This window comes from Bradyrhizobium sp. USDA 10063 (genome assembly GCF_054063735.1).
The window spans coordinates 8,089,703-8,112,107 of sequence record NZ_JBSSGP010000002.1; the positions used below are offsets into that span (position 1 = coordinate 8,089,703).

17 protein-coding genes and 4 pseudogenes are annotated in these 22,405 nt (G+C 58.6%); 12 read left to right on the forward strand and 9 right to left on the reverse strand.

What is annotated here, in order from left to right:
• Positions 1–5: 5 nt before the first annotated feature.
• The 4 genes and pseudogenes from ACVJGD_RS39990 to ACVJGD_RS40005 all read left to right on the forward strand — a co-directional run bounded on the left by ACVJGD_RS39990 (position 6) and on the right by ACVJGD_RS40005 (position 2,870).
• A complete protein-coding gene (locus ACVJGD_RS39990; protein WP_456639286.1) occupies positions 6–986 on the forward strand; it encodes a PDR/VanB family oxidoreductase in 981 nt (326 codons plus the stop codon).
• Positions 987–1,663: 677 nt separating this feature from the next.
• On the forward strand, positions 1,664–1,825 hold the full coding sequence (locus ACVJGD_RS39995) for a hypothetical protein (protein ID WP_456639287.1): 162 nt from the start codon (positions 1,664–1,666) through the stop codon (positions 1,823–1,825).
• 271 nt (positions 1,826–2,096) lie between these two features.
• Positions 2,097–2,408: a hypothetical protein gene (locus ACVJGD_RS40000; RefSeq protein WP_456639288.1), complete on the forward strand. Its 312-nt coding sequence runs from the start codon at positions 2,097–2,099 to the stop codon at positions 2,406–2,408.
• Positions 2,302–2,870 (forward strand): annotated as a pseudogene (locus ACVJGD_RS40005) (conjugal transfer protein TraH). Before ACVJGD_RS40000 ends, ACVJGD_RS40005 begins: the two are co-directional and overlap by 107 nt.
• A gap of 43 nt (positions 2,871–2,913) precedes the next feature.
• Here ACVJGD_RS40005 and ACVJGD_RS40010 read toward each other — a convergent pair.
• Together ACVJGD_RS40010 and ACVJGD_RS40015 are read right to left on the reverse strand one after the other, a co-directional pair.
• A complete protein-coding gene (locus tag ACVJGD_RS40010; protein WP_456639289.1) occupies positions 2,914–3,321 on the reverse strand; it encodes a globin domain-containing protein in 408 nt (135 codons plus the stop codon).
• 377 nt (positions 3,322–3,698) lie between these two features.
• Positions 3,699–4,472 carry an outer membrane protein gene (locus tag ACVJGD_RS40015; RefSeq protein ID WP_456639290.1) on the reverse strand — a complete coding sequence of 258 codons (774 nt, stop codon included), beginning with the start codon at positions 4,470–4,472 and terminating at the stop codon, positions 3,699–3,701.
• Positions 4,473–5,061: 589 nt separating this feature from the next.
• On the opposite strand from ACVJGD_RS40015, the gene ACVJGD_RS40020 reads away from it, so the two are divergent.
• Both ACVJGD_RS40020 and ACVJGD_RS40025 read left to right on the forward strand, forming a co-directional pair.
• Positions 5,062–5,307, forward strand: coding sequence for a type II toxin-antitoxin system VapB family antitoxin (locus tag ACVJGD_RS40020; protein WP_456639291.1), 246 nt, complete (start codon positions 5,062–5,064; stop codon positions 5,305–5,307).
• Positions 5,307–5,702, forward strand: a complete 396-nt coding sequence (locus ACVJGD_RS40025; protein WP_456639292.1) for a type II toxin-antitoxin system VapC family toxin — start codon at positions 5,307–5,309, stop codon at positions 5,700–5,702. Before ACVJGD_RS40020 ends, ACVJGD_RS40025 begins: the two co-directional genes overlap by 1 nt.
• A gap of 234 nt (positions 5,703–5,936) precedes the next feature.
• Here the strand turns inward: ACVJGD_RS40025 and ACVJGD_RS40030 are convergent, their stop codons facing one another.
• Positions 5,937–6,176, reverse strand: a complete 240-nt coding sequence (locus ACVJGD_RS40030) for a hypothetical protein (protein ID WP_456639293.1) — start codon at positions 6,174–6,176, stop codon at positions 5,937–5,939.
• A 641-nt stretch (positions 6,177–6,817) separates the two neighbouring features.
• Complete coding sequence (locus ACVJGD_RS40035; RefSeq protein WP_456639294.1) at positions 6,818–8,392, reverse strand: hypothetical protein; 1,575 nt, start codon at positions 8,390–8,392, stop codon at positions 6,818–6,820.
• 905 nt (positions 8,393–9,297) lie between these two features.
• Between ACVJGD_RS40035 and ACVJGD_RS40040 the strand changes: the two genes are divergently transcribed.
• From ACVJGD_RS40040 to ACVJGD_RS40060, 5 genes and pseudogenes are all read left to right on the forward strand, one after another.
• Positions 9,298–9,888 carry a DUF6088 family protein gene (locus ACVJGD_RS40040; protein ID WP_456639295.1) on the forward strand — a complete coding sequence of 197 codons (591 nt, stop codon included), beginning with the start codon at positions 9,298–9,300 and terminating at the stop codon, positions 9,886–9,888.
• Positions 9,881–10,408: pseudogene (locus ACVJGD_RS40045) on the forward strand (nucleotidyl transferase AbiEii/AbiGii toxin family protein); the annotation flags it as partial. The gene ACVJGD_RS40040 and the pseudogene ACVJGD_RS40045, both read left to right, overlap by 8 nt.
• A gap of 1,035 nt (positions 10,409–11,443) precedes the next feature.
• Positions 11,444–11,758 carry a helix-turn-helix domain-containing protein gene (locus tag ACVJGD_RS40050; RefSeq protein ID WP_456639296.1) on the forward strand — a complete coding sequence of 105 codons (315 nt, stop codon included), beginning with the start codon at positions 11,444–11,446 and terminating at the stop codon, positions 11,756–11,758.
• A pseudogene (locus tag ACVJGD_RS40055) lies at positions 11,755–12,060 on the forward strand (HipA N-terminal domain-containing protein); the annotation flags it as partial. The gene ACVJGD_RS40050 and the pseudogene ACVJGD_RS40055, both read left to right, overlap by 4 nt.
• Positions 12,061–12,227: 167 nt before the next feature.
• Positions 12,228–13,190 (forward strand): integrase catalytic domain-containing protein, encoded by a 963-nt coding sequence (locus ACVJGD_RS40060; protein ID WP_456639297.1) that lies wholly within the window; start codon positions 12,228–12,230, stop codon positions 13,188–13,190.
• 62 nt (positions 13,191–13,252) lie between these two features.
• On the opposite strand, the gene ACVJGD_RS40065 is transcribed toward ACVJGD_RS40060, so the two are convergent.
• Entirely contained in the window at positions 13,253–13,507 is a 255-nt protein-coding gene (locus tag ACVJGD_RS40065; protein ID WP_456639298.1) for a hypothetical protein, read from the reverse strand.
• A 1,222-nt stretch (positions 13,508–14,729) separates the two neighbouring features.
• Here ACVJGD_RS40065 and ACVJGD_RS40070 point away from each other — a divergent pair.
• Positions 14,730–15,671: a LysR substrate-binding domain-containing protein gene (locus tag ACVJGD_RS40070; RefSeq protein ID WP_456639299.1), complete on the forward strand. Its 942-nt coding sequence runs from the start codon at positions 14,730–14,732 to the stop codon at positions 15,669–15,671.
• A gap of 319 nt (positions 15,672–15,990) precedes the next feature.
• Here the strand turns inward: ACVJGD_RS40070 and ACVJGD_RS40075 are convergent, their stop codons facing one another.
• The 4 genes and pseudogenes from ACVJGD_RS40075 to ACVJGD_RS40090 form a co-directional block, all read right to left on the reverse strand.
• Positions 15,991–16,338 carry a DUF3088 domain-containing protein gene (locus ACVJGD_RS40075; RefSeq protein WP_456639300.1) on the reverse strand — a complete coding sequence of 116 codons (348 nt, stop codon included), beginning with the start codon at positions 16,336–16,338 and terminating at the stop codon, positions 15,991–15,993.
• A 16-nt stretch (positions 16,339–16,354) separates the two neighbouring features.
• The gene (locus ACVJGD_RS40080) at positions 16,355–17,533 is read right to left on the reverse strand and encodes an MFS transporter (protein ID WP_456639301.1); all 1,179 of its coding nucleotides are present in this window, start codon (positions 17,531–17,533) and stop codon (positions 16,355–16,357) included.
• Between the two features lie 726 nt (positions 17,534–18,259).
• Positions 18,260–20,449 carry a tetratricopeptide repeat protein gene (locus tag ACVJGD_RS40085; protein ID WP_456639302.1) on the reverse strand — a complete coding sequence of 730 codons (2,190 nt, stop codon included), beginning with the start codon at positions 20,447–20,449 and terminating at the stop codon, positions 18,260–18,262.
• 542 nt (positions 20,450–20,991) lie between these two features.
• Positions 20,992–22,085, reverse strand: a pseudogene (locus ACVJGD_RS40090) (IS3 family transposase); the annotation flags it as partial.
• Positions 22,086–22,405 lie beyond the last annotated feature (320 nt).

Below are 22,405 nucleotides of genomic sequence, written 5' to 3' on the forward strand. Positions count from 1 at the left end.
CTCCGATGCGCTTCATCGAAATCTGGACACAAGCAACTGTCGTCGCCACGCGTGACCTTGCGCCTGGCATTCGCGAATTCCTGCTGCGCCCGGACGGCATCGCGATCGCCTCCTATCCGTTCGGCAGTCACATCGAGGTCGGCGTTAGCATTGATGGTCGGCCGCAGACGCGTTCTTATTCACTCGTCGGCGAAGCGGATCGGTTGGGCTATCGGATTGCCGTCCGCCGCGCACCGGATTCGCGCGGCGGCTCGCGCTACATGTGGTCGCTGGCGCCTGGCGCGCGGATCAGCATCACGCTGCCGAGCTCGCTGGTTCAGCTCGACTGGACCAGGCAGCATTATTGCCTGGTCGCCGGCGGCATCGGCGTCACGCCGATCGTCGGTGCCGCGCAGGCGCTGGCCCGCCGCGGCGCCGACGTCACGCTGCATTATGCTGTGCGCTCGCGCAATGACGCGGCCTATCTTGATACGCTCGAGGCTCTGCTCGGTGATCGCCTCGTGGTCCATGCCGGCGACGAGGGCCGCCGTCTCGATCTCGACGCGCTGTTCGCCTCGCTTCCAGCGGACACCATGGCGCTGTTTTGCGGCCCGATGCGGATGCTGGATGCTGCGCGGCATGCATGGAGCGGTGCCGGCCGTGCGCTCGATGACTTCCGTTACGAGACTTTTGGCTCGAGCGGCCTGCTGCCGACCGAAGCGTTCCGGGTGCGGCTCAAGGACGTAGGCACCGAGATCGAGATCCCGCGCGACCGCTCGATGCTCGACGTGCTCAACGACGCCGGCCATGAGGTGATGAGCGACTGCCGCCGCGGCGAGTGCGGCGTTTGCGCCATCGACGTCGTCGCCTTCGACGGCGAGATCGACCATCGCGACGTCTTCTTCAGCGAACACCAGAAGCGCGAAAACCGAAAGATCTGCGCCTGCGTCTCGCGCGCCCGCGGCACAATCACGGTCGACACGCTGCATCGGGCGGATGCGCCATAGCTGGCTCGCCTGGCCCGGATGCGCTACGCCGCGTGCGTTGATCGCTTTTTCCTCAGATCGAGCAGGCCGCAACCTGGTCGGCCGACACCGGCCGACCGGTCAGGTAGCCTGGACGTCGTCGCTATTGGTCTGCCGCAGATATCCGAGCTGGCCGGTTGTCTCGACATCCCTGCGCCACGACGTTGATCTGCAGGTCCTGCGGCTAGTAAATAGGCGCGCCTCGGGCTCCCTGACAGATTCTTGCCGGTTCTTACCGGCGCCCGGTTGGGAAGAACCTTGCATTTCTGAACTTTGATTTCAACCGGCACTAGAACCGGCAATTTCAATGGCTTTCATTCGCGCAACGCGGCCGGGCCGCCGCCCGACGCAAACCCTTGGCCGCAATCGCGCGTGGCCGGGCCGTGGATCTGACCGGACGAGGAGATTGTCGCGATCGAGGCCAGTGTGATGGAATCCGGATGCCGAGCTCGACGTGACGATTCTGAACGCCGGGCGTGGAGGGTAGGGAGGGGCTCTGCCGAGCTCGTTGCCGATCCGCCCTTTGCATGGGATACCCACGCCCCAACTTACGGATACACAATCAGCTATAGAGAAGCGACCCGTGGCCTTCCGTATTAAGAATCCTGAGAAAGGTGCGCTGGCCCACGAGGTGGCCGCGCTCTGGCCTCACGGAGGCCGTGCACGCCCCGCTCGCTCACGAGCTCGAGCGGGAGCAGGGCACCCCTTCCCTGGTCGAGGCTGGCGTCCAGTTCTGCCGCGACCTGCGCGCAAAGGGCCATCCAGCCAAAGGCCAACCGGCCGATAAGGCGTTCCGCGACAGCCTTTACGAGGATGGCTGATGTTCATCGATGCCTCGGCACTGACGGCGCTGCTCATTGATGAGACCAAAGAACTTCTGGCGCGCCTGCAAACGACGGGACCCGCCTGACCTCGCCGCTGGCGGTGTAGGAGGCTGCCGCGCGGCGCGCGGGTGCTTGACCTGCGGATCAGCGAGGCAGCGGAGGCCGTCGAATCCTATTCTGCGTTCGTCGACATCGAGATTGTGGCGATAGCCGCGTCGCGCCGCTGATCTGTCACGAGCAACTGCTCGTCTGGCCCGTCCTGCAGTCGATGCTCCAGTCGCCCGACGTGCTTGTCGCGATTTGCAACGACTGGTGGATCGCCGGAACCAACGTGCTCGCGATTCAGAGCGCCAGCACCGAAGCCTGGCCTCTTCGGGATGCCGGTCGTGCTCTCGTTCAACACGTGAAGGGGAATCATCATGATCGATGCCGCCACCATTCATCAATGCGCCGATCCGGGTCTGAAGCCCGCGATCGTCGAGAAATTCATCCGCGCGGTCGGGTCGCCCGATCCGCTCGCCGTCACCGTCCGGGCTGCAAACCGCGTCATCCTGGTGACATTGCTCAAGACGCCGGATGACGCCATGGAGCTGGTCCGCCGTTACGTCGGCCAGGCGATGGTCCGCGTCGGGGTGACCCAATATCCGGATATCCGGCCGGGCTCGGCGTCACCGAGCTCAAACCCGATCTCGTTGACGCCTGCGCCAATATCAGGATGGGTACCGCGCTGTTTGGCAAGGTTTATCGCATCGTCACCAAATGGTATGGCGCGCCGGTCGACGACGCGTTCGGCGATGCGATCGACGCCTGGAAGTGCGGGTATTTCGACAGGAAATATGTATTCGACGAGCCCGATCCCGGCAGCCTGCCAGCCGGCAAGGGGGCGTCGGACGCTGGCGGCAAGCTCACGGACGACGATGATGCGCGGAGGTCCGCGAACAGTCCAGACAATGGGACCCCGCAGGACAAGAAGTCGGATGATCCGAACAAGGCGGGCATCAGGATCGATCTGACCGGCATTGGCGTCAGCAAGCCGAAATAGGCCTTCGCGGATAGCAACGACCTCGGCTGGAAAGCCAGGGTCTCTAGGTTTTCGCGGCCAAGAGCAGCATCTCGGTCTGGGCCGTGGCGTAAAGTGTTCGCCAGGACTCCCGCAACTCCGGGGTGAAAGAGGCGCCGAACTTGCGCTCAAGGCTCCACAACAACGCCTCGCCCATTGCGACATAGTCCGATGGCTGAACGCCAAGTCTGGCGTGGCTGTGACCTAGAAGCGTGATCAGCGGGAACGTCGGACTCTTGTCGAGCGCGGCGACCAGCACCGTGATCATATCCAGCACTTTCAACCGCTGCCGCTCGATGTCGCCGGCGAACAGGTCTCTTGCACCGGGCGCTAGTTCGACGAACCGGCTGTAACACAGGTCAGCGATGTCGCGACGGATCGGCCACATCGCGTCGAACGATATCCTTATGAGGTCGACCTGCTCGGGCGTCATTGGTCAGACGAGCAGGCTCGTAAAGAATGGTTCGGTGATCTCGGCGACTGACGGCTCCTTCTCGTCAGAAGTGACGACGGTGACAAATTCGTGTTTGCAGTTCCAGCAGCGCCAAAGATCATGGACTTCGTGCGCATTGACGCGTTCATGCCAATCGAGGTGGACTAACCCAGAATCACAGCGAGGGCATTTTCGTGATGTCGTAGTGAGATTGATGCCATGTGGAACCTCGTTTCCCATGTGCAGATAGATCCTTACGTCGTTGTCTCTCGAAATGACCCTCGTCAGTGATTGCTATCTTGAGAGACGAGCTGCGCCCTAGGATTATCCGGCTGTCCGCTCCCTCGCGCGATCGAACGCTCCCGTTCTGGCGAAGATCAATATGTCGCTACGACCGCGCCACCCCAGCGGTAGTTCACACGGACCACACCAATGTCGACGTCCTGACCAATACGGGCGGTCCCTGCAAGAGCGCCCGCCGGAACACCCACCATTCCGGTTGAAAAAAAGAAGTCCACGTCCCGATGACCCATGAACAAGTGGTCGTACTCAACGCCGATGGACCAGTTCGGAGCGAAGCCAAATTCAAGGCCCGCCCCTATCGTGCCGCCCCAACGGGTTTCGCTGCCGTTATCGATGGTCAGCCCAGTCGCAAAATCGAAGGCCCGGTATCTGTCGCGGACGACCGCAGCGCCACCTTTCACGTAGAGCAGCACGTTATTCCAGGCGTAGCCAACCTGGCCTGTGAACAGGCCGAACGCATCAATCTTGGTTTCATCCTGGACGCCTGCGAAAGCTAGGTTGGCATTGGAGCCCTTGAAATCGGCCCAGTTGCCCTGCGCCTCCAGGCCGAACACTGAGTTCGCTATTTGCGAGCGGTAGCCGATTTGACCGCCGACCGTGCCTCCTGTCGCATTATGGCACCCCATGGCAAGGGGCGGAGCGACGACCACGCCGCCGGTGTTGACCACATCCCAGCACTGACGCGCAGAGCCACCACCGCCATTGACGCCGACGTTGAAGCCGCTCCAATCGTAGATCGGAGGTACCATCGGGGGCGCTTTGACGTAGGGCCGCGCGGCCAGATCAGCGGCAGAGGCAGGAGCAGCCAGCGCGATGAGGGCTACTGTGCTCAGCAGGAGTTTTTTCATTCTTCTGGACCCAGTTTCGAATCAGCTTCCCTGACGGTGTATCGATGACGATTGGCATGTGTCCGTCTCCTCTATCAATTGCCAAGGTTGGTAGTTGACTGGGGCCTTGAGCGACCGGTGTCAGGCCAGCGGCGGATGCTGTCTGCCGACTAATGATCAAGAGGCTCGACACAAAAATGTCTAATCGCCGTTGTCCCTCCCGCTGTGCCGCTTCAAAGCCTCGGGCGATTACGGGGCTTTTTGTGAGTCTCGCGCGATTTTACGTTGAAGCGTAGCGGTCGCCGCTGCCGCGCCGCTGTGCCGAGGGGGCCTCGACCATCGCCTGTTTGCCACGCACAATTTCGCGACACATCCCGGCGCGGCGCCGCTCACCCTTGTCGGTGTAGTCGCGGATATCGAGTGCCCAACGCGCAAAGACCCGATGCGTGTGCGCGCCATGCTGAATTCAACCCCGGGGCAGCAGCCGAAAAGAGGCGTGGATCGGCAAGCCATGGGTATTGGTGGCCTTTCCAACGGCGATGCCGGCCCTTCCTTCCGTGTATCCCATCTGTTATATACGGATACACGATATCGTCTAGAGGAGCGCGCCATGGCCTTCCACATCAAAAATCCCGAGACGGATGCGCTGGCCCGCAAAGTGGCGGCGCTGAAAAAAATCGGCCTCACCGAAGCGGTGCACGCGGCACTCGCCCATGAGCTCGAGCGCGAGCAGGGCAAGCCGTCTTTGGTCGACCTCGGCGTCCAGTTCTGCCGGGACCTGCGCGCCAGGGGCAATCCGGCGAACGGCCAGCCGGCCGACAAGGCGTTCCGCGACAGCCTGTATGAGGACGCCTGATGTTCGTCGACGCCTCGGCGCTGACCGCGCTCCTGACCAACGAGGACGAGGCGCGCGAACTTTTAGCGCGCCTGCAGCAGACCGGAACGCGTCTGACCTCGCCACTGGCGGTGTGGGAGGCGGCAGTCGCGGTGGCGCGGGTGCTGAATCTTTCGGTCGGCGCCGCCGCGGAGGCGGTCGAAGACTATCTTGCGTTGATCGAGATCGTTGTGGTCGCGGTGCCGCCGGAGACGGCGCGCATCGCGCTCGACGCCTTCGACCGGTTCGGCAAGGGCCGCCATCCAGCGAGCCTCAATTTCGGGGACTGTTTTGCCTATGCCTGCGCCCGACATCTGGGCCAGCCCTTGATGTTCAAGGGGGGCGATTTTCCGCAGACCGATATCGAGGCTGCCTGACGCCCCGCGGCGCTCGGCGGCGGCGCCAGCGTCCGACCGGCGCCGCGGCGGGGAGGGGACTTTTTCTTCCGGAAAGGGGGCCGGCATGGGGATGCGATTTCTCGCCGATCTTACGCTTGGCGGGTGCGATTTCCGGCGTCCGGATGGCCAGACTCGCTGATTTGCGATTCTGTGTCCAACCCTATCGATAACGGGTAATTTTCGATAATGAGAGTGACACGCGAGGACACATCGCTATGGCGCAACGTTTCGATGCGTCACGTTGTCAGAGTATTGCACCCCCGCTAACAGATCCCCGATCAGCTGCTTTGGGACGCCCTCGCCGCCGCCGAGGATTCTTGGGCCCGCCTCGACGAGCGCCTCGCCAAAAGCCCGATCCGCGAGGGCTGAATCAGCCGGATTCATTTCGCCGACGCTTCTGGCAGTCTGTGGCTCGAACGCGAGCTCGTCCATCTCGAAGATCTCGTTCTCCACGACGCTCACATGGACGTCCGCTCGGACCCACGAGCCCACCCGCGCGTACGCCGTGTTGCGCGCGTCGGCGGATCGCCGAGGCCAAGCCCGACTGGGCCCTGTCGGCGGCCGCTTCGCCGGGCTGTGCGGCCGGGAAGGAAATGGGGACCGGGACGAGGAGGCCGCGTCGAGAGGCGAGAGCCTGGCGTCGATGTGGACAAAACAGCAGACGATGAGGACGCTGTGTCGTTCGCGGATGCTAGAGCATGATCCGGAAAAGTGTGAGGCGGTTTTCCGAAAAGATCATGCTCAAACAACAACCTAAAGCGCGATGACGATTCATCCTCATCTCATCGCGCTTTAGAAGACCTTGTGGCCCATGTCCGCGCAATGGTTCGCCAGCGCCTGTTGCGGTCCGGTGCGGCCGACTTCGACGGTTGCCCCATTGCTTGACCGGCAAGGCGACGCGCTCTTTGTCATCGTGCCTCATCCAGCTCGGGCTCGGCCCGACAGCGGCCCGCGGGCTGCCGTCGGCGACAAGGACTATGCCAGCAAAGCCAACCGTCAAGCCGCTGGCGTGGCATCATTCCCATGATCTCGCTCAATACCAATCGGGGAAGCCACCTTGGATCTACAGGGAGCCGCGCCCGGATCGACACCGCCTAGCGTGGGACATTGGCCTTACAATTATAGTGCGCTCCGGCGAGCCCCATCTTGGTGCAAACCTCCTTCAGTACATCCTTGGGAGTCGCCCAGGTCGGGTCCCAGTTTTCCTGGTCGTAGCGAACGTCCTTGAACAAATCCCACATGATAATCCCGACTTGACCGTACTTCACCGTCCCATCGACGAGCTGCGTCAGCTTATCTTTGGTCAGGACCAGATTTCCGGTCGCCGGCTGACCCACCTCAAAGCCGACGGTGATCGGAGGTGATATTAGGAGTTTGCGAGGCTGGATCGACGCTTTCGCATGGGTTCGCGACCCGGAGAGTTTGACATGGGATGTCGTTAACCCGGAATCCGCCGGAAGCCCCCCGCCGGTCTTCAGCCAGGTGGCGAACTGGTTGTAGTAGAAGTTTACCTGTCCGACGAGGTCGCAGGGGATCTCGGAATCGGGATGATCCCCGTCCCTGCAACCCCGTTCGCCGAGGTCGTATGACATGATTCCGACGTAGCTCAGCTTGTCGATCTCCTCCTTGTAGAGCAGGGCAGTGTTGTAGATCAGCCCATATAAGTTTCCGCCCCACCAGGCGCCGCCGTAAATGCCCGAGTTCGACGCGACGGTGCCCCAGTTGGCGGACATATTGGGGATCCCGCCGGTCGCAGGCGCTGCGGTACTCAGCTTCAGCGAAGGGTTGATGCTTTTGATCGACCTCTCGAGCGACTTCAGAATCGCCGCGAACTTGTCCACCGTCGCCGGCATGGCACGTGCATATTTTTCGGAACCTGGGTTGACCTCCATCTGAGGATTATAGACGTCCTCGCCCAGGCCGAGCTGCTTCAGCTCAGCGTCGCTCAGCCGCTGAGGGACTCCATTTTCGACGGGTGGAACGATCGTGTCGGGATTGAGCGTCCAGGATTTGGCATTGATGTCGGCATGCCAGAACTCTTCATAGTCGACATCGATGCCGGCGGCGCCCAGATCGTTCGCGAGATCAACAATGTTCTTGTATGCACCCTCGGCTGCACTGCCCGTGATATTGCTTTCAAAGCGGGGGATAGTCTTGGATGGATTCGGAAAAACATCGTATACTTGGTCCACAGGGCCGCATGCGTTTTGCGTTCTCGCCGTCCTGTCGTAGATGTCGGGATGGCAACTGAAATTCCAACCGCCGACCGAGATGTAGGTTTGAACGCCGTGGGCTCTCAGGTTCGCGAGAATGCCCTTTAGCCTCTTGAAGTCCGCTGCCCCATCTGTAGTTTCCTTGGGGGCCTCTTTGCCTTTGAGGCAGATATATCCGAACAGTCCCGTACAGGTCAGGCTGTTTGGCGTGTATTTGGTAAGACTAGGCTGTACGAACGACAGCATCAGATTGTTGAAGTTCGAGCCCTCGGCGGCGATCTTATCGCTGAGCTCCTTCAGGTTCTCCAAGCTTGCATAATAGGCGGGCGTGCCCTTCTTGGCCGAGGGGCCGCTTAGGTAATAGGCCGAGATTTCTGGCGCTGCCACTGCATACTCAGAAAGACCAGATGCAAACGCGGCCGACAACAGGACCAACCGCAATGTCATAGTACTCACGAGGTGCCTCCTTTGACCAGATCAACGGCGGATCGCCGTTGCGACGCACATCGGTGCGCCATTGCTGCGCGATACTAGCTTGACACGCAGGAGCAATACCAATGCACGCGCACCGCTTGCCGTTTGACGACGCATGGCGATGTCGAAGGCGCCGTCGTGGTTCGGCGAACTCACCGGCCCAATCGTTGTAGCGGAAAATGACCTCGCCGTCGGCCGGGCTACCGGTCGAGGACGCCAGTCCCGATCGAGCTGAGCGTCGTGCGATCTGCGCGTAGCAGGGTGCCAGGAGAAGATGTTTCTTCGCGTTCCTCTTGTACTCCTGGTCGTGGTTCTTGCCGCCCTGCGGGCCGCGCTGGAGTGTCCCGCCAACTGCGCCCATTCGGTGGCAACAATGGTGAGCTTTGTCCATTCTTCATCGTGAGTCGGTCTTGATGGCCTCCTCGAGGGCATCGGCTTCCTTTTCGTCGACATGTTCAGCGAGCCTGATCATAGAGTCTCCTCGGTTCGAGCCACAGTGTGGTGCGCTTGCTGGCGGCAAAGACAACGAGGTTGGGATAGTTCTGAGCTTGAGGTCTTCTCCGGCGGAAAGCGGGCACTATTTCTGCAAGGTCGGTAGGATCGTCGCCTTTGCCTGGATACTTCAGGGCTTGTTGGACCTCATCTTGTCCGAGCGAGCACACAGTGAAATCGCTTGAAAGTCTGCCAGGGCATGATCCACAGCGCGCGATCTCGCGTTGAGCCCTTTGAGGCCCGGAGGGGATCTAAAAGATCACCTCTTGAGCCCTTCAAAAGGGGCCGAATTGGATCTAATTCGTAAGCATTTGAATTTACAAGAGAATTTTTCTAGATCCAGCCTCTTGTAGGATGTCAGAAGTTCTCCTATGTTTCTGACACTGGAGTGAGCTATGACCTCCCTGAGCACCCGGATTTTGGAAATTACCAAAGAACTGCCCGAAGGCGCGCCCATTGCTGCCAAGGCGCTTTTGCATCTTGGAAAGCGTGCTGCCGTCGATCAGGCTCTTTCGCGTCTTGCCGAGCGAGGAAAACTTCTGCGCGCAAGGCGAGGGATATATTTGCGTCCGGTCGAAAGCCGTTTCGGGGTTAGAGCTCCGTCGGTCGAAAAGGTCGTTGAGGAAACCAAGGCTCGCAGTGGTGAGACCATTGTTTCCAGCGGCGCTGCGGCGGCCAACCACCTCGGTTTGACAACGCAGGTACCTGTTCGTCAGGTTTATTTGACCTCCGGTCCCTCTCGCGAGCTGCACCTCGGCAAGCAAATTGTGGAGCTCAAGCATGCGCCGTGTTGGCAGCTTACCCTAGCCAACCGACGTGCAGGTGAGGTAGTGCGTGCACTTGCTTGGGTTGGTCCCAAGACTGCAGCACGAGCATTGCGGTCCGTCAGGCAGAAACTGACCCCAACCGAAGTGCGCGAACTTAAGTCTGCCGCGTCCTGGTTGCCGACTTGGCTTGCCAGGCCGGTAAGCGAACTGCGTGCCTGACAAGTTCTTAAATCTCTCTGATGCCGAGCGTCGTGAGGCGCTCGGCGTCGCTGCCTCCAATTCAGGACGCCCGGCACATCTTCTCGAAAAAGATGTCTGGGTTGTTTGGTGCTTGAACGCACTCTTTTCCTCTCCATTGGGAGAGCACCTCGTCTTCAAGGGCGGAACGTCCCTTTCGAAGGCTTACGGCGCAATCCGCCGTTTCTCGGAAGACGTCGATCTCACCTACGACATTCGGGCGATAGCTCCGGATCTGGTGAACACAAGCGATGACAATCCGGTCCCTCAGACCCGCAGTCAGGGCAAGAAGTGGAGCGCCCAGGCCCGAGAGCGCCTCCCGGTCTGGGTCAAGGAAGAGGCGCTGCCGGTTATCAATCAGCGCCTGAAAGACGACAAGCTCAACGCAACGGCTGAAGCCAAGGACGACAGGATTTTCGTCAGGTACGATCCCTTGGAGACCGGGAGCGGCTATGTGAGCCCCGCTATTATGCTCGAATTCGGCGCACGATCGACGGGCGATGCGACGCTGTGCTGATCTTGAGAAGCGAGCGAACAAGGTTTCGAGATAAAGAAAGCTGCGGCCGATGGGCAGTAAAGTAAGAAGCGCGAGCGCGCTTCTCCTCCCCGAACCGTACGTGCACCTTTCAGCGCATACGGCTCTCTGTTCAAGCTTGGCCCATGGCCATAGCAACATCATGATAGTGCGAGGTGACAGTGCTGCGGGCTTCCTTTGGGAGCATGGATGGATTTTCCTCCGGATTGCGCCACCGGAACTGCGCCTTCGGGCTTGAGACAAGCCGGTAAAGTGCTTTTCCGTCGGTCCCGCCGCGTTCATTCCGACCAAACACGAGCTAGGTTTTCGCCTTGCCCGGTTCCGGGGTTCGGTACCATTTTCAGCATCAAAGGTTTTGATGCGAGATCGGTATTTGTGCCCAAGCCAATTCGCCATTTTCCAGAATACGACATGGTCGATGCGCCGGAAACGGTGTGGACGCTTGATTCGGCAACGGCGTACTAAGCGGAAGCCGCCGCCGGCTTGGCTTGGACAAACCGGCTCGGCGGCTTCGCAAATGATCGCGCTGGGTCGGGCCGCTATACTCTGTTCGAAACAATCCACGCCGGTGCAGCACAGCGCGCCCGAAAAGGGTGCCGTTTCGACCAGCAGCGTGCCCGACATGCTACGGTAGATATCCGATTGCCATGATCGGCAGGATGCCGACCGCAAATCTCAATTCGTCAATTATCAAAGTCGCCTTTGTGCAATCTTGGCAGGCTTCGCACCTGATTGGGCTTTTTCGAGCTCTTCTTAACATCGATCGGGAGGTCGACGGGCGGGGCCGGCAAGACCCATGGCTAGGGCTCTATCGGGCGTGGCGGCGGGATGAACTGGCAGACACCGTGAAGCTGACTTTAAGATTCATGACCAGCCAAACTGCCCTAATGATCCGTATGCGTATCATCATCGATAGGAAAGATATGTTTAGGATTCACCCTTGACTGTGTTTTTTGATCTGTTTACATATCATTCAGCAGCAAGATGATCCGAGAACATATCATGGCCTCCATCCCAGATCCATTGCTCAAGGACCTCGGCCTGCGCTTTCGCAAAGCCCGCTTGGCCGCTCGCTTGTCACAGGAGCAAATCGCCCAGCGTGCCAATATCAGCAGGCCTCGATATCGGGACATCGAAACGGGTGTTGCCGCCGCCCGTGCAACGACGCTCGTCAACGTCGCGCGCGCCCTCGGCATGGAGATGATGCTGATCCCGCAGGCGATGGTGCCCGCCATTCAGTCGATGCTGCAACCCGCTGCCGAGGATGATGATCGTCCCGCGTTCACGTCTGACGCCGAAGTGGAGGAAGGATCATGAATCGGGCTCTCCTCGCAGCTGAACGTATCCAATCGCTCGATATCTCATTGAGCGGTCTTGCCGTCGGTACCCTCGTCCGAACGCCGGGTGACTACAACGCATTCAATCTTTTGCCCGCTTACCGGAGCCTGAATAACCCGCCGGTCTTCAGCCTGTCGCTTCGCTCAGCGGATGGCAGCCTCCGTAGGGATCCCAAACCCATACGCGGCGCACTGCCGCCGTTCTTTGCGAACCTGCTGCCCGAAGAGAAACTGCGCGAGGCGATGGAAAAGCACCACGCGGCGTCAGTAAGACCTGGAAACGTGCGACATTGCGCCCCTAAAGATCGTTGCGTTCCGCGCGCTTGCCAGCCATGTCGCAATTTCGCCGGAGACCAGGCGGCAGCGAAAGCCGACCTATGGCGCGCCTATCAGGGATGCGCTTGTGGCTCTGTGGGAAGCCTCGGATCTGCGGCAAGCGGCTCAGGGTAATGATTCCGACGTTGCTGCCTTCGCTGGAGCGGCATGGCCGGCTCAAGCTCGATCAGACGGATCGAGCGTTGGTGCTCGGCGTCAGCGCAGCCACGATTGATCGCCTGCTGGTCGAGACCAAAACGGCCGCGACCGGCGGTAAGCGCCGACGGGTCGGCTTTTATTCGGCGGTACGGCGGGAAGTTCCGATCCGGACGTTCAATGACTGGCACGATCCACCGCCGGGGTTCTGCGAGGTCGACATGGTGGCTCATGGCGGCACATCTGTAGCTGGCTCGTTCATTCAAACGTTGACGATGGTCGACGTCGCGACTGGTTGGACCGAATGCATGCCGCTGGTGACGCGCGAGCGCGGCCTCGTCGTGCGAGCCATGGAGCGCTCACAGAACCTGTTTCCCTGGCTCATTCGCGGCGCCGACTTCGACAATGACAGCGCGTTTATGAACGATGTCGTCGTGCCCTGGTGCGGCACGCAAAAGATCGAGGTGACACGTTCGCGCGCCTACAAGAAGAACGATCAGGCTTTCGTTGAGCAGAAGAACGGCGCGGTCGTCCGGCGACTCGTGGGATACGGTCGCTTCGATGGTGTCGAGACGACGCGCGTGCTTGAACGTTTGTATGCTGCATCTCGGCTGCACACCAACTTCTTCCAGCCGTCCTTCAAGCTGAAGGTCCAGCGACGCGAGGGCGCGAAGGTGATCAAGCGCTATCATGTTCCAGCCACGCCCGATGAACGAGCACTGGCGCATGCGAGGTTGAGCAAGGTCGTCAAACGGCGTCTTCGAGAGCTTTATCGTATGCTCGATCCCGTGGCCTTCTGGCCGAGATGCGAGACGCCCAGGCGGAGCTCGGCACGCGCGTCGACGCCCGATCGGGCAGGCTCGCGGCGGCAACCAGCCCACCGGCCCCGGCAAAGAACGCAGCAGCGTTCGCGAAGGGGCTCGGTAATGACGTGCATCTAGGGGAGCAGCGCATCATCCATCGGCGCATGCGCAAGCCATACAAAAAACGTATGAGAATGCCATCAATGCTCGATCCGCACCTCGCCGACATCGAGCGCTGGCTGGCGGTCGAGCCCCGTCTGACCGCGCTGGCAATTCTCGGTCGCCTCGCTGAACAACGCCCCGAACAGTTCGGTCCGCCACAGCACACCATCGTGCAGCGCTTGTTGTGATCGCTCAGACGCAAAGCAGCCGAGACGATCATCCCGCGCATGGCTGAAGGTGCGGCACTGGCCGGTGATCCCGGGACTGGGGCCGCCGCTGCGTGTGATGGGCACTCCGCGACGTCCCCAGTCCCTCCGATCCTGAGCGCCATGACGCAACCTCGGACCGGCCGACAGTCGGAGCTACATCCGTCAACCGAAAGTAACATCCTCAGGTGAGGCAATACGGGGGTCAAAATTTGGAAGCCGATTGACACTAGGTTCGCTCCATGGATCCGGATGTGACGCTTCTGGCGCTAACCGGCTCCTCGATCGTCATCTACGCCCCGACGATGCCGACGGGGTTCGCCATCTTGACCTGCGTGAAGTTGCGGTGGCGGTTGTTCAAAGCCTTGAGTTTCGCACAATCGATCGCAATCGCTTGGGGTCTGTAAGAGGTCCATTTGCCGGCACAACGCAACGAACCCGATCCGACATCCCGGTCTCGTCGATCAAAGCCTCAATTGCTCGAACCAGAGACCCTTTCGGCTCCAGCGGCTGAAGCGGTCGTAAATCGACGCGTAGGACCGTATTCCGGCGGATAATCCCGCCAGCTGGCCCCAGCATGTTGCGCGATCCCGCAGATCACCAGCCAGTCGTCCGCCCGATGCGCGCCACGCCGTCCAGATGGCAGTAGGGCTTCAAGGCGCTTCCAGTGCGCGTCGCCCAACGAGTAAAGCTGCTTGCGCATCAAGGCCTCCAACAATCGAAGTAGTACCCGCATAAGAATCCTTGTTGTGTCCACTCCATGCCATGCGCCGGAGCGGGGCTGTCGCATCTCCGACGTGTGTAAGAAGTCTCACCACGACCTAAGCAACCACTCTCAGCAAGTCCCCGCAACAATCTCCATCCAGGCCGGATTTTCAGCGACGCCTCAATGGTACAACACTTGCTATTCTCAAGCGGAACTCCAGTCCCAAGCTCTGGAGAAGCACATGCACAATGTCGTCTGCATCAAGCAGGACCTCGAACATCGCGAACTGTCGGGAAAATGCTGGTGATCCCTGCAGAGCACAATGAAAGCCGAAATGCCTCCCGAGACCTGGCTTTTCATGTGTTCGCTTGGCCCCGCGGCTTGCCACGGCAAGAATGTAGGATGCAAACTAAGCTCGGCGTGAAGTGCAGGGAGTCTAAATGGACAAAGCCGCAAACATTGAATGAGGTCCAAATTAGTCTAGTCGAGCAATCGCGTGAAGTCCGCAATATAGGTTAGCAACCCTTGAATCAAAGAGTGGAGCGCACGGCAGGCCTAGTACCCATTGATCGGGATCCTAGAGCCCGGAAAGAAGCCAGCAAGATGCGCAAGTTGCCGATCTTGAAAAGCCTTCACCTTTTCGAGGCGGTCGGCGAGTTTCCAAGCTTCTCAAAGGCAGCTGAAGCACTAAGCATGACTCACGGGGCCGTAAGCTATCAGATGCGCACTCTCGAAGATTGGTTTGGGAGGAAGTTGTTCATTCGCCACAAGTCAGGGGTGCGGCTTACGTCCGATGGCGAACGGCTCAAGCGCTGCTGTGCGGGCGCGTTCGCAATGCTTGAGCATGGATGCTACGAACTGCGAGGGCGCGATATCGGAAGCTCCGTAGTGGTGGGGTGCTCATCTACATTTCTATCGCACGGTCTCTTGCCTCGGATTGGTACATTTCGGCAAGCGCATTCGGATGTCGAGTTTGATTTCAGAACGGACGCCGATCCAAACTCGGTGACTGTTGGTGCCGTGGACGTATTGTTTGTTTGCGGTGTATTGAAGCAGCCGCATCCCGTTGATGCGGTACACGTATCCAATGAGACAATTGGCCCAGTATGTGCGCCGACTGCGCCCTACCTGATGAAAAGCCCAGAAGATATGTCGTCAATTCCCTTACTACACGAATCGCCTAAGTTGGAAGCGTGGAACGAATGGGCTCGGGCGACTGGAATGTCCTTGCGTTTATCTCGTGATATTGTCTTCGATACATTTTCGCTAGCTATCGAGGCGGCGAAGAGCGGGCTTGGGGTTGCGATATCGCCGGAAGTGCTGGTCAGAAGCAACCTTGAAAAGGGAGAGCTTGTGGCGCCGTTCGGCTTCACGCCCGTCAAGCGGTCAATTTACATGCTTGTCAGCGACCATGCACGAAGAAAGCCGGCAGTCAAAGAGTTTCGGTGTTGGGCGATTGCAGAAATACTCAGCTCAAAGGTCCGAGAATCACCTCTAACGAGGTGCAAACTAGAAGAAAAACATCCTTATCGAGATTTCGGGTGAAGCTGCTTCATTCGTCGGGTTTCTTGTCCTCGCGCCTTCCGCCACCTATGCTAGGTATGTGGTTCACGCGCGAGGACCAAAACGGGGTCATTTGCCCGCGAGGAGAGGGGCGTAATCGATGGTTGATTGTACATGCGATGCAACCTGCAGGAGGTCGATCATGGTGCTTCGATCATGCCGTGGTTATAACAAGCCCGAAGTCCGCACGCGGCAGAGCTTGCGTTCGATGGCATCGCACCGTTGGCAGCTCACTCTGTGATTTTTTCGATAGCTGGCGGAGGCGTGTACGGCCCGAAATGTGCTTGCATCGATCAGATCCTCACGGATGGGGTTCCGGAAATCCGTGACGCACAACTAAAAGCTTAAGGATCGCAAGCGGATCGTCGACATAGGCTCGGCCATTCACGAATTCTGCCTTCGGTGGTACACCACTTCCCTTCTCCATAATGAGGACGGGCACCGACTGATGATCGACGTCGAGCCTCTCGATAAGCTCAGCCCTCGGCCGCGGCCAAGCAACTCGACGAACCTCGAGGTTGGTGCTCCGGTCTGGGAATGCGGATAGAACCCCCTCTATCAGGGCACAGTGCCAGCAGTAGAATTCTTTGCCTGGAAATGCCGGATCTTCAAAAGGCGGTTTTAGAAGAAACAACTGATCCCGTGGCATCTGATTGATCTCGGACCTATCGCTCGATCGTGCGTGATATTTGCGAGTGTGTAGTCTGCGTTATGGCCAAGGTTGCGACGCCGAAGGCGAGAAATGCGCTACCCGCACACATCAGCACTATGTTCCCGAAAGCAAATTCATCACCCAGAATCGAGAAGAGGATTCCGTTGCCTGCGATGCCACCGTACATGCAACATTGAAACAGGCCGGAAAGACGCCCGGCGCGATCCGGTGCCACTGACGAAACCATGTGCGTATGGGCAGAAACCGCGAATGTTTGGCCCAGGCCGAGCATCGCGCTGCTGGATGCGACCACTAAAGGCAGGCCAGCATCGAGTGACATGGCCACCAAGGATGCCGACATGAGCGCCGCTGCGTAGGCCATCGTTGGCAAGGCTCCTAACCGCTCGAAGAGCGGCTTGACGGATAGCGCACCTAAAAAGCCGCAAGCGCCATTCGTCATGACAATCGTCAAGAGTACGCGTCTATCAAGCACTCCTCCAGTCGTGGCCCGTATTGCGGGGTAGACGTTGATGATGCCCGCCCCAAGATTAAGAAGACAAACTGCAAAGAGGGCTGGATAGAGCGGTTTCAAATCCAAAATGGTTCCGGAGGGGAGCGTTCCGGCGGTACCGGCGGACTTCGTTGAATGTTGCTTGAGAGCGAATAGCACAATCAGGGAAAGCACAAGTGCCGCAATGTTAAAAGCCAGAACTCCGGACAGGCGCAATTGACCAACGAGCATGGCGCCTGCAAACATTCCCAGAAGATATGTGAGCCACTCGATATTGGTAATATTTCGCAGCACCGAGATCATACCGTCTTCTGGCGTGATGCGCCGAAAGAAAGCGACTTGGGCCGACATGTAGACGGGTTGGACCAAGCTCAAGACCGCGATCGAGACGTAGGCTGAAACGGTATCGATCTCGATTGAACCAAACATGGGAAGAAGCGCAAGAATGCGTATGACATTAACGCTTACCATGATGGTCCGTGGATCACCTCTGTCGACCAGGGGCGATAGAAAAAGGCTACCGAGCATGATAGGTACAAAAATTACAGCAATTCCAACGCCCGCCGCCCCCATACTGGATTGAAGGAGGCCGATCAGGATGCCGATCCTGAATGCCCAACTCCCGATCTGAGTGATAAGATAAGACAGAAATAGGAGTTGCCGTGTGCTCGGTCGGGCCATCGCTCAGCCCACCCTTGCACTGTGGAGCGAACCTGGTTGCAGATGATACACGACATTCGACCATAGATCCGGACATGACGTCGACAGAAGGCCGCCGCATTCGATGACGTCCTCGGCTTGACCTTCAGTTTCGCAACCTGGGCCCCTGTGATCGATGGCGCGATCGCCGCTACCTCTGGTGAAGCATCGCCGCATCGAGTGCTGGATCGCGTTTAACTCGCGCAGCGCGTGAGTGTGGCCGCGAATTGCTGGTGAACTGGAAGAGATTGACTGCTCTCGGGATCTGCAAAGGAACGAATGCCGTGGTGCCGGTATGTCGGTACGGTGAAGCCCTGAGGATGCGACGGGCGCCTCAAGAGGCTGACGACATCGAGACATTCTGGCCGGCCTAGGTTCAGGTGGAAGGGGATTAGTGTAGAGGCAACCCGTCCGTTGGGACCTGCGAATCGTGTCGTCGATCGTCGGTAAGGCAAGATCAGCTCTTACAAGCTTGTCGGCGGCTAATAAGCGGTTTCCAAATGCGTCCATCTGGTCGTGATTGAAATAGTGCTTTATCGCTTCGGACGGACTCTGCCGGGTATCTCGACTGAGTTTCAATGTTGCGAGCGTCATTCTCTAAACACACTTATCGCAAAGCCGATCATTGGCAAGCGAGCCATTGCCCGGCTCGCTTGAAAATTCGCCGCGTGGAAGAGGTAGGGACTCCTCCCTCGCTGCACGCCAAGATCAGCTTGCCATCCTCATCTGGATATGTTCGCGGGTAGAGTTGTAGTCCGGGTCTCCGCCAATCTCGGCCGCGACGGTGGCATGGTGAAGCGACTTGTCTCGCTCACTCGCGTTAAAATACTCAATGGCCAGATTGTTGTGCGTGAGCGCGTGCCGCGGATTGAGTGCAAGTGCCCGAAGATAATGCGCGATGCTCTCGCCACTGTCGCCAAGCTCTGAATAAGCCAGGCCGAGGTTGCTTTGCAGATCTGCGCTTTGGGAGTTGATCTCGGACGCGGAGAGATAGGATTCGAGAGCAGCCTTCGCCTTGTCTTGCCCCATCAGGATGTTTCCCCTCTCGAAGTAGGCTCGCCATTCATTCGGCTTGATTGTAAGTGCTCTGTCGAGGTCACTGAGAGCGCCAGCGGCGTCTCCCACTCTGGCGCGCAATGTTGCCCTGTTGAGATGGGCTTCGTAATAGGGCGGGCATAACTCAATCGCGCGGGCATATGCTTCTAGAGCCTCTACTTCACGGCCGGGCACTCTGGAAAGCAAGTTTCCCAGGTCGTTCTGATACTCCCCATAGTAGGGGTCGTAGGCGATGGCCTCGCGCAGTTGCCTCTCGGCGCGATCGAGATCATGGACGTATTCATAGACCTGGCTGGTGTTGTAGATAAGAATCGATTGGTGAAGCTTGAAACGGTTGTCACCATAGACCTCTAGCATCTTCGCATGTCCTTCTGCGCAAAGAGCGAGCGCTTCATCGTATTTTTCCTGCCGTGCTTTAATGTAAGCATAAGCATTCTCGGCAAAGACCTTGATGTACTGATATTTGTCGTGGTCCTTGAGATCGCGTTCAATAGTTTTAAGATTGCGCACGGCATACTCTTCGGCTACCGTCAAATTGACCGGCTGCTGATAGCGCCCGTAAGTCATCGATTGGGCATAAAGAACGGTCGGTGTGTATCGGCTCTTGGGGAAGGTTTGGTAGAATTCATCGAGATAGGGAACCGACACCCGGCCGCAGCCGAGGGAATAGAGCACAAATGCCGCGCTGATGAATGCCGCGTTCACAGGGTCATCTCCTGATCCAAATGCGCGGAGCGCCGGATCAGCAAAAATCTCCCCGAAATAACTGAACCATATATCATAGAGACCGATGCTTTGCAGGATCTCACTCGGCTCGGCCACTAGTTCCAGCCGCTTGTATTTGTTCCTGATAGAGAGAGCATGAATCATGACGAGCGGTGCCTCGCCGGAAAAATATTGCTCCAGGCAGTCGCGTTGGCGCTTCTCGTGCAGCTGATCCGCAGTCGCGTGATCGAAAGTCTCATAATTTCGCTGCGCGATCAGATCATATGTCGTGCAATTGGACTCAATATATGATTGAAGAAGGCTGCGCCGTTCGTCGCCGGACAGACTCGCCAAATAGAGGTCCACGACCGCAATTGGGTCGAGATAGCCAATGACCGGCAATCCGGCCGCCTCACATTTAGTCAAAGCCTGCGCCATTAGCGGATTTCCGCGACTTGCCTCATAGATCTGTTGTCGCTTTTCCAGAGTGAGATCCTGACTAAGGATCGGCGCCAGCTCCTCCGGACTGTATCTGCCGAAATACAGTTCATTGGCACCAGGAAAGTAAAGGCGCTGTTCGTAGTCGATCAGGATGAATCGAAACAGACTCGCACCGCTCTCCAACCTGACGAGAAGTTTGATGAGGTTCTTGGCGGAATTGGACAGTGAAGACGCGCGGTCGATGACGACGACGCGCCTTTCGTTCCGCTCCCAAGCACATTCGATCAAAAACTCCGCTAATCCGACCAACAGCTTGTTTTGATATTCGTGATGGTAGAAGCGTGTGCGCTCCTCTTTTGTCGACGTGTTGGTCAGATCCTTAGGCACGGTAAAGCCGTCACTGACCATGAGAGGAAATAGCCGTTTTAAGGATTGCTGGTCCGCTTCAATCAGTTGCGGCTTGTTGTCGGCAGCCCATCTCAGTTCGTCGTCGACAACGTCTTGCAGACCCGCGAGGTAGCCGCCGGTGCGCCAGTCGCCATCTGTGATTGATAGGGACCAACCAGAGTTGGAGAGCGCCGTTTCGATCGTCGGCACTGGCGCCATGCCTGGTTCTGCCTTCAAAATCGTGATCGGACTGGCATCGACGGATGCTGAGATGGTCGAAGCAATGCGCGGCTGGATCAAATTAGACATTTCTGCTTTCCTGGTCCTGACACTAGGGAAGGTGGTTGAAAGACCACCTTCCCTAGCTTACTCCGCCGTACTTGTTACAAAGCGGGGTCGTTCAAGGCGACCAATCTCACAACCTTAGACCGTTCCTTTGTACGGAGTGGTGGTGCGGATAGTCGTCTTGATTTCGGCAACTTTCTTTTTCATCGCACTTTCCTTTCCTTCACGCATGAGAGACCGGGCAAATACTCGGTCAGTCATGCAGGTTGAGCATAGAGACTTACAGCGCGAATCCGGAACGAAATTCCTTCACGGCTGCAGCTAAAGAAATTAGCAGGTGCAAATGAAGTGGACCCTATGCTGAGGACCACTGGGTCCGGTTTCTTAAGTGGAACTGCTGCCGTTCGTTCTTGCCAATAACTTTACGCTACTCTTGCTTGCTGCTGTTGTGGCTGTGGGGATGTGGGCAACGCGCAGCGTTGTCCAAGCTTCTCGCTTGCGAGAAGCGTCATATCCACAGCCTCTTCGCCGAATGCGCCGGTGACACCGGCCCGCCAGACCGCCATCGGCGCGCGGTTTTCCAGCGCCTGATGAGGGCGCTGGAAATTGTAAAACTCGATCCATCGGGCGATTCCGGCTTTGGCCTCGTGGCCATCCGAATAACCCTTGAGATAGATGTCCTCGTATTTGAGCGAGCGCCACAGCCGCTCGATGAACACGTTGTCCATCCAGCGCCCGCGACCGTCCATCGAGATCCTGACGCCGGTGGCGGCCAGCGTGCCGGTGAAGGTGGCGCTGGTGAACTGGCTGCCCTGGTCGGTATTGAAGATCTCAGGCCGGCCGAAGCGTGCCAAGGCCTCTTCGAGCGCAGACACGCAGAACGATGTGTCCATCGTGTTCGACAGGCGCCAGGCCAGCACCGCACGGCTCGCCCAATCGATGATCGCCACCAGATACAGAAAGCCCTGGCCGATCGGCACATAGGTGATATCGGCCGCCCACACTTGATTCGGCCGGTCGATCGCCAGATGGCGCAGGAGATACGGGAAGATCTTGTGTCCCGGCGCCGGCTTTGTGGTTCTGGGCTTTGGTCCCAGCGCTGCGATGCCCATCTTGCGCATCAACCGCTGCACACGCTTGCGATTGATGCGACAGCCTTCGCCATTGAGCATTGCCGTCAGCCGCCGCGAGCCCAGGAACGGCCAGGCCGTGAACAGCTGGTCGATCCGCCGCATCAGCTCAAGGTCGTTGTCATTGGCCGGCCGCGGCGGCCGATATACGCTCGATCGCGCAACGCTCAGCAGTTGGCATTGCCGGCGGATCGACAGACTCTCATGATCGCGCTGAAGCAATCCTCGGCGATCCGGCGCGCTCATCTTCCGGACCTCCTGGCTAAGAAATCTCGCTCGACCGTCAATTGTCCGATCTTGGCGTGGAGCTTCTCGACCTCCAGTTCGTGGGCCGCCTCGCCATCCCGACCAGCGCCCGCGTCGAACGCCCGAACCGCTTGATCCTGAAGCTGCTTCTTCCAGGCGTAAATCTGGTTCACATGCACCTGGTAGCGCTGCGCCAGATCCGTCACCGTTGATTGTTCTCGCAGCGCCTCCAAGGCGATCTTTGCCTTCAGCGCCGCGTCGATTTTCCGTCTCGTCTTCTTCATGGTCCGCTCCGTTTATCAAAACGGAACGGCATCCGCACCACCTAAGCCGCTGGTCCAAAATCCGGGGTCCACTTCACAAAAGGGTAAAGACTCGTCGCTGCCGGCACTGAACGATGAGACCATCCTCGTCCCTCCGCCGCCGCTCGTTGATTCGGGACACGATGCTGACGTTCGCCGTCCGATGCGTAGCTGGGAAATTTGATCCTGACGAGACACGGGAAAACGCGCTTTAGTGAGCCCAGCGAGTAGTTTGTCGTGGAGTTCGAGCGCGACCGCCTGACGCGGCCTGGGAGCGAATGACCTCGCGGACGACCTCCGAT

Bases quoted from the DNA above. Each gene is read 5' to 3' on its own strand.
- ACVJGD_RS40025 (WP_456639292.1), top strand. From the start codon at position 5,307: ATGTTCGTCGACGCCTCGGCGCTGACCGCGCTCCTGACCAACGAGGAC.
- ACVJGD_RS40075 (WP_456639300.1), bottom strand. From the start codon at position 16,338: ATGCCACGGGATCAGTTGTTTCTTCTAAAACCGCCTTTTGAAGATCCG.
- ACVJGD_RS40050 (WP_456639296.1), top strand. From the start codon at position 11,444: ATGGCCTCCATCCCAGATCCATTGCTCAAGGACCTCGGCCTGCGCTTT.
- ACVJGD_RS40010 (WP_456639289.1), bottom strand. From the start codon at position 3,321: ATGACGCCCGAGCAGGTCGACCTCATAAGGATATCGTTCGACGCGATG.
- ACVJGD_RS40015 (WP_456639290.1), bottom strand. From the start codon at position 4,472: ATGAAAAAACTCCTGCTGAGCACAGTAGCCCTCATCGCGCTGGCTGCT.
- ACVJGD_RS39990 (WP_456639286.1), top strand. From the start codon at position 6: ATGCGCTTCATCGAAATCTGGACACAAGCAACTGTCGTCGCCACGCGT.
- ACVJGD_RS40020 (WP_456639291.1), top strand. From the start codon at position 5,062: ATGGCCTTCCACATCAAAAATCCCGAGACGGATGCGCTGGCCCGCAAA.
- ACVJGD_RS40085 (WP_456639302.1), bottom strand. From the start codon at position 20,449: ATGTCTAATTTGATCCAGCCGCGCATTGCTTCGACCATCTCAGCATCC.
- ACVJGD_RS40040 (WP_456639295.1), top strand. From the start codon at position 9,298: ATGACCTCCCTGAGCACCCGGATTTTGGAAATTACCAAAGAACTGCCC.
- ACVJGD_RS40070 (WP_456639299.1), top strand. From the start codon at position 14,730: ATGCGCAAGTTGCCGATCTTGAAAAGCCTTCACCTTTTCGAGGCGGTC.
- ACVJGD_RS40060 (WP_456639297.1), top strand. From the start codon at position 12,228: ATGATTCCGACGTTGCTGCCTTCGCTGGAGCGGCATGGCCGGCTCAAG.
- ACVJGD_RS40000 (WP_456639288.1), top strand. From the start codon at position 2,097: ATGCTCCAGTCGCCCGACGTGCTTGTCGCGATTTGCAACGACTGGTGG.
- ACVJGD_RS40080 (WP_456639301.1), bottom strand. From the start codon at position 17,533: ATGGCCCGACCGAGCACACGGCAACTCCTATTTCTGTCTTATCTTATC.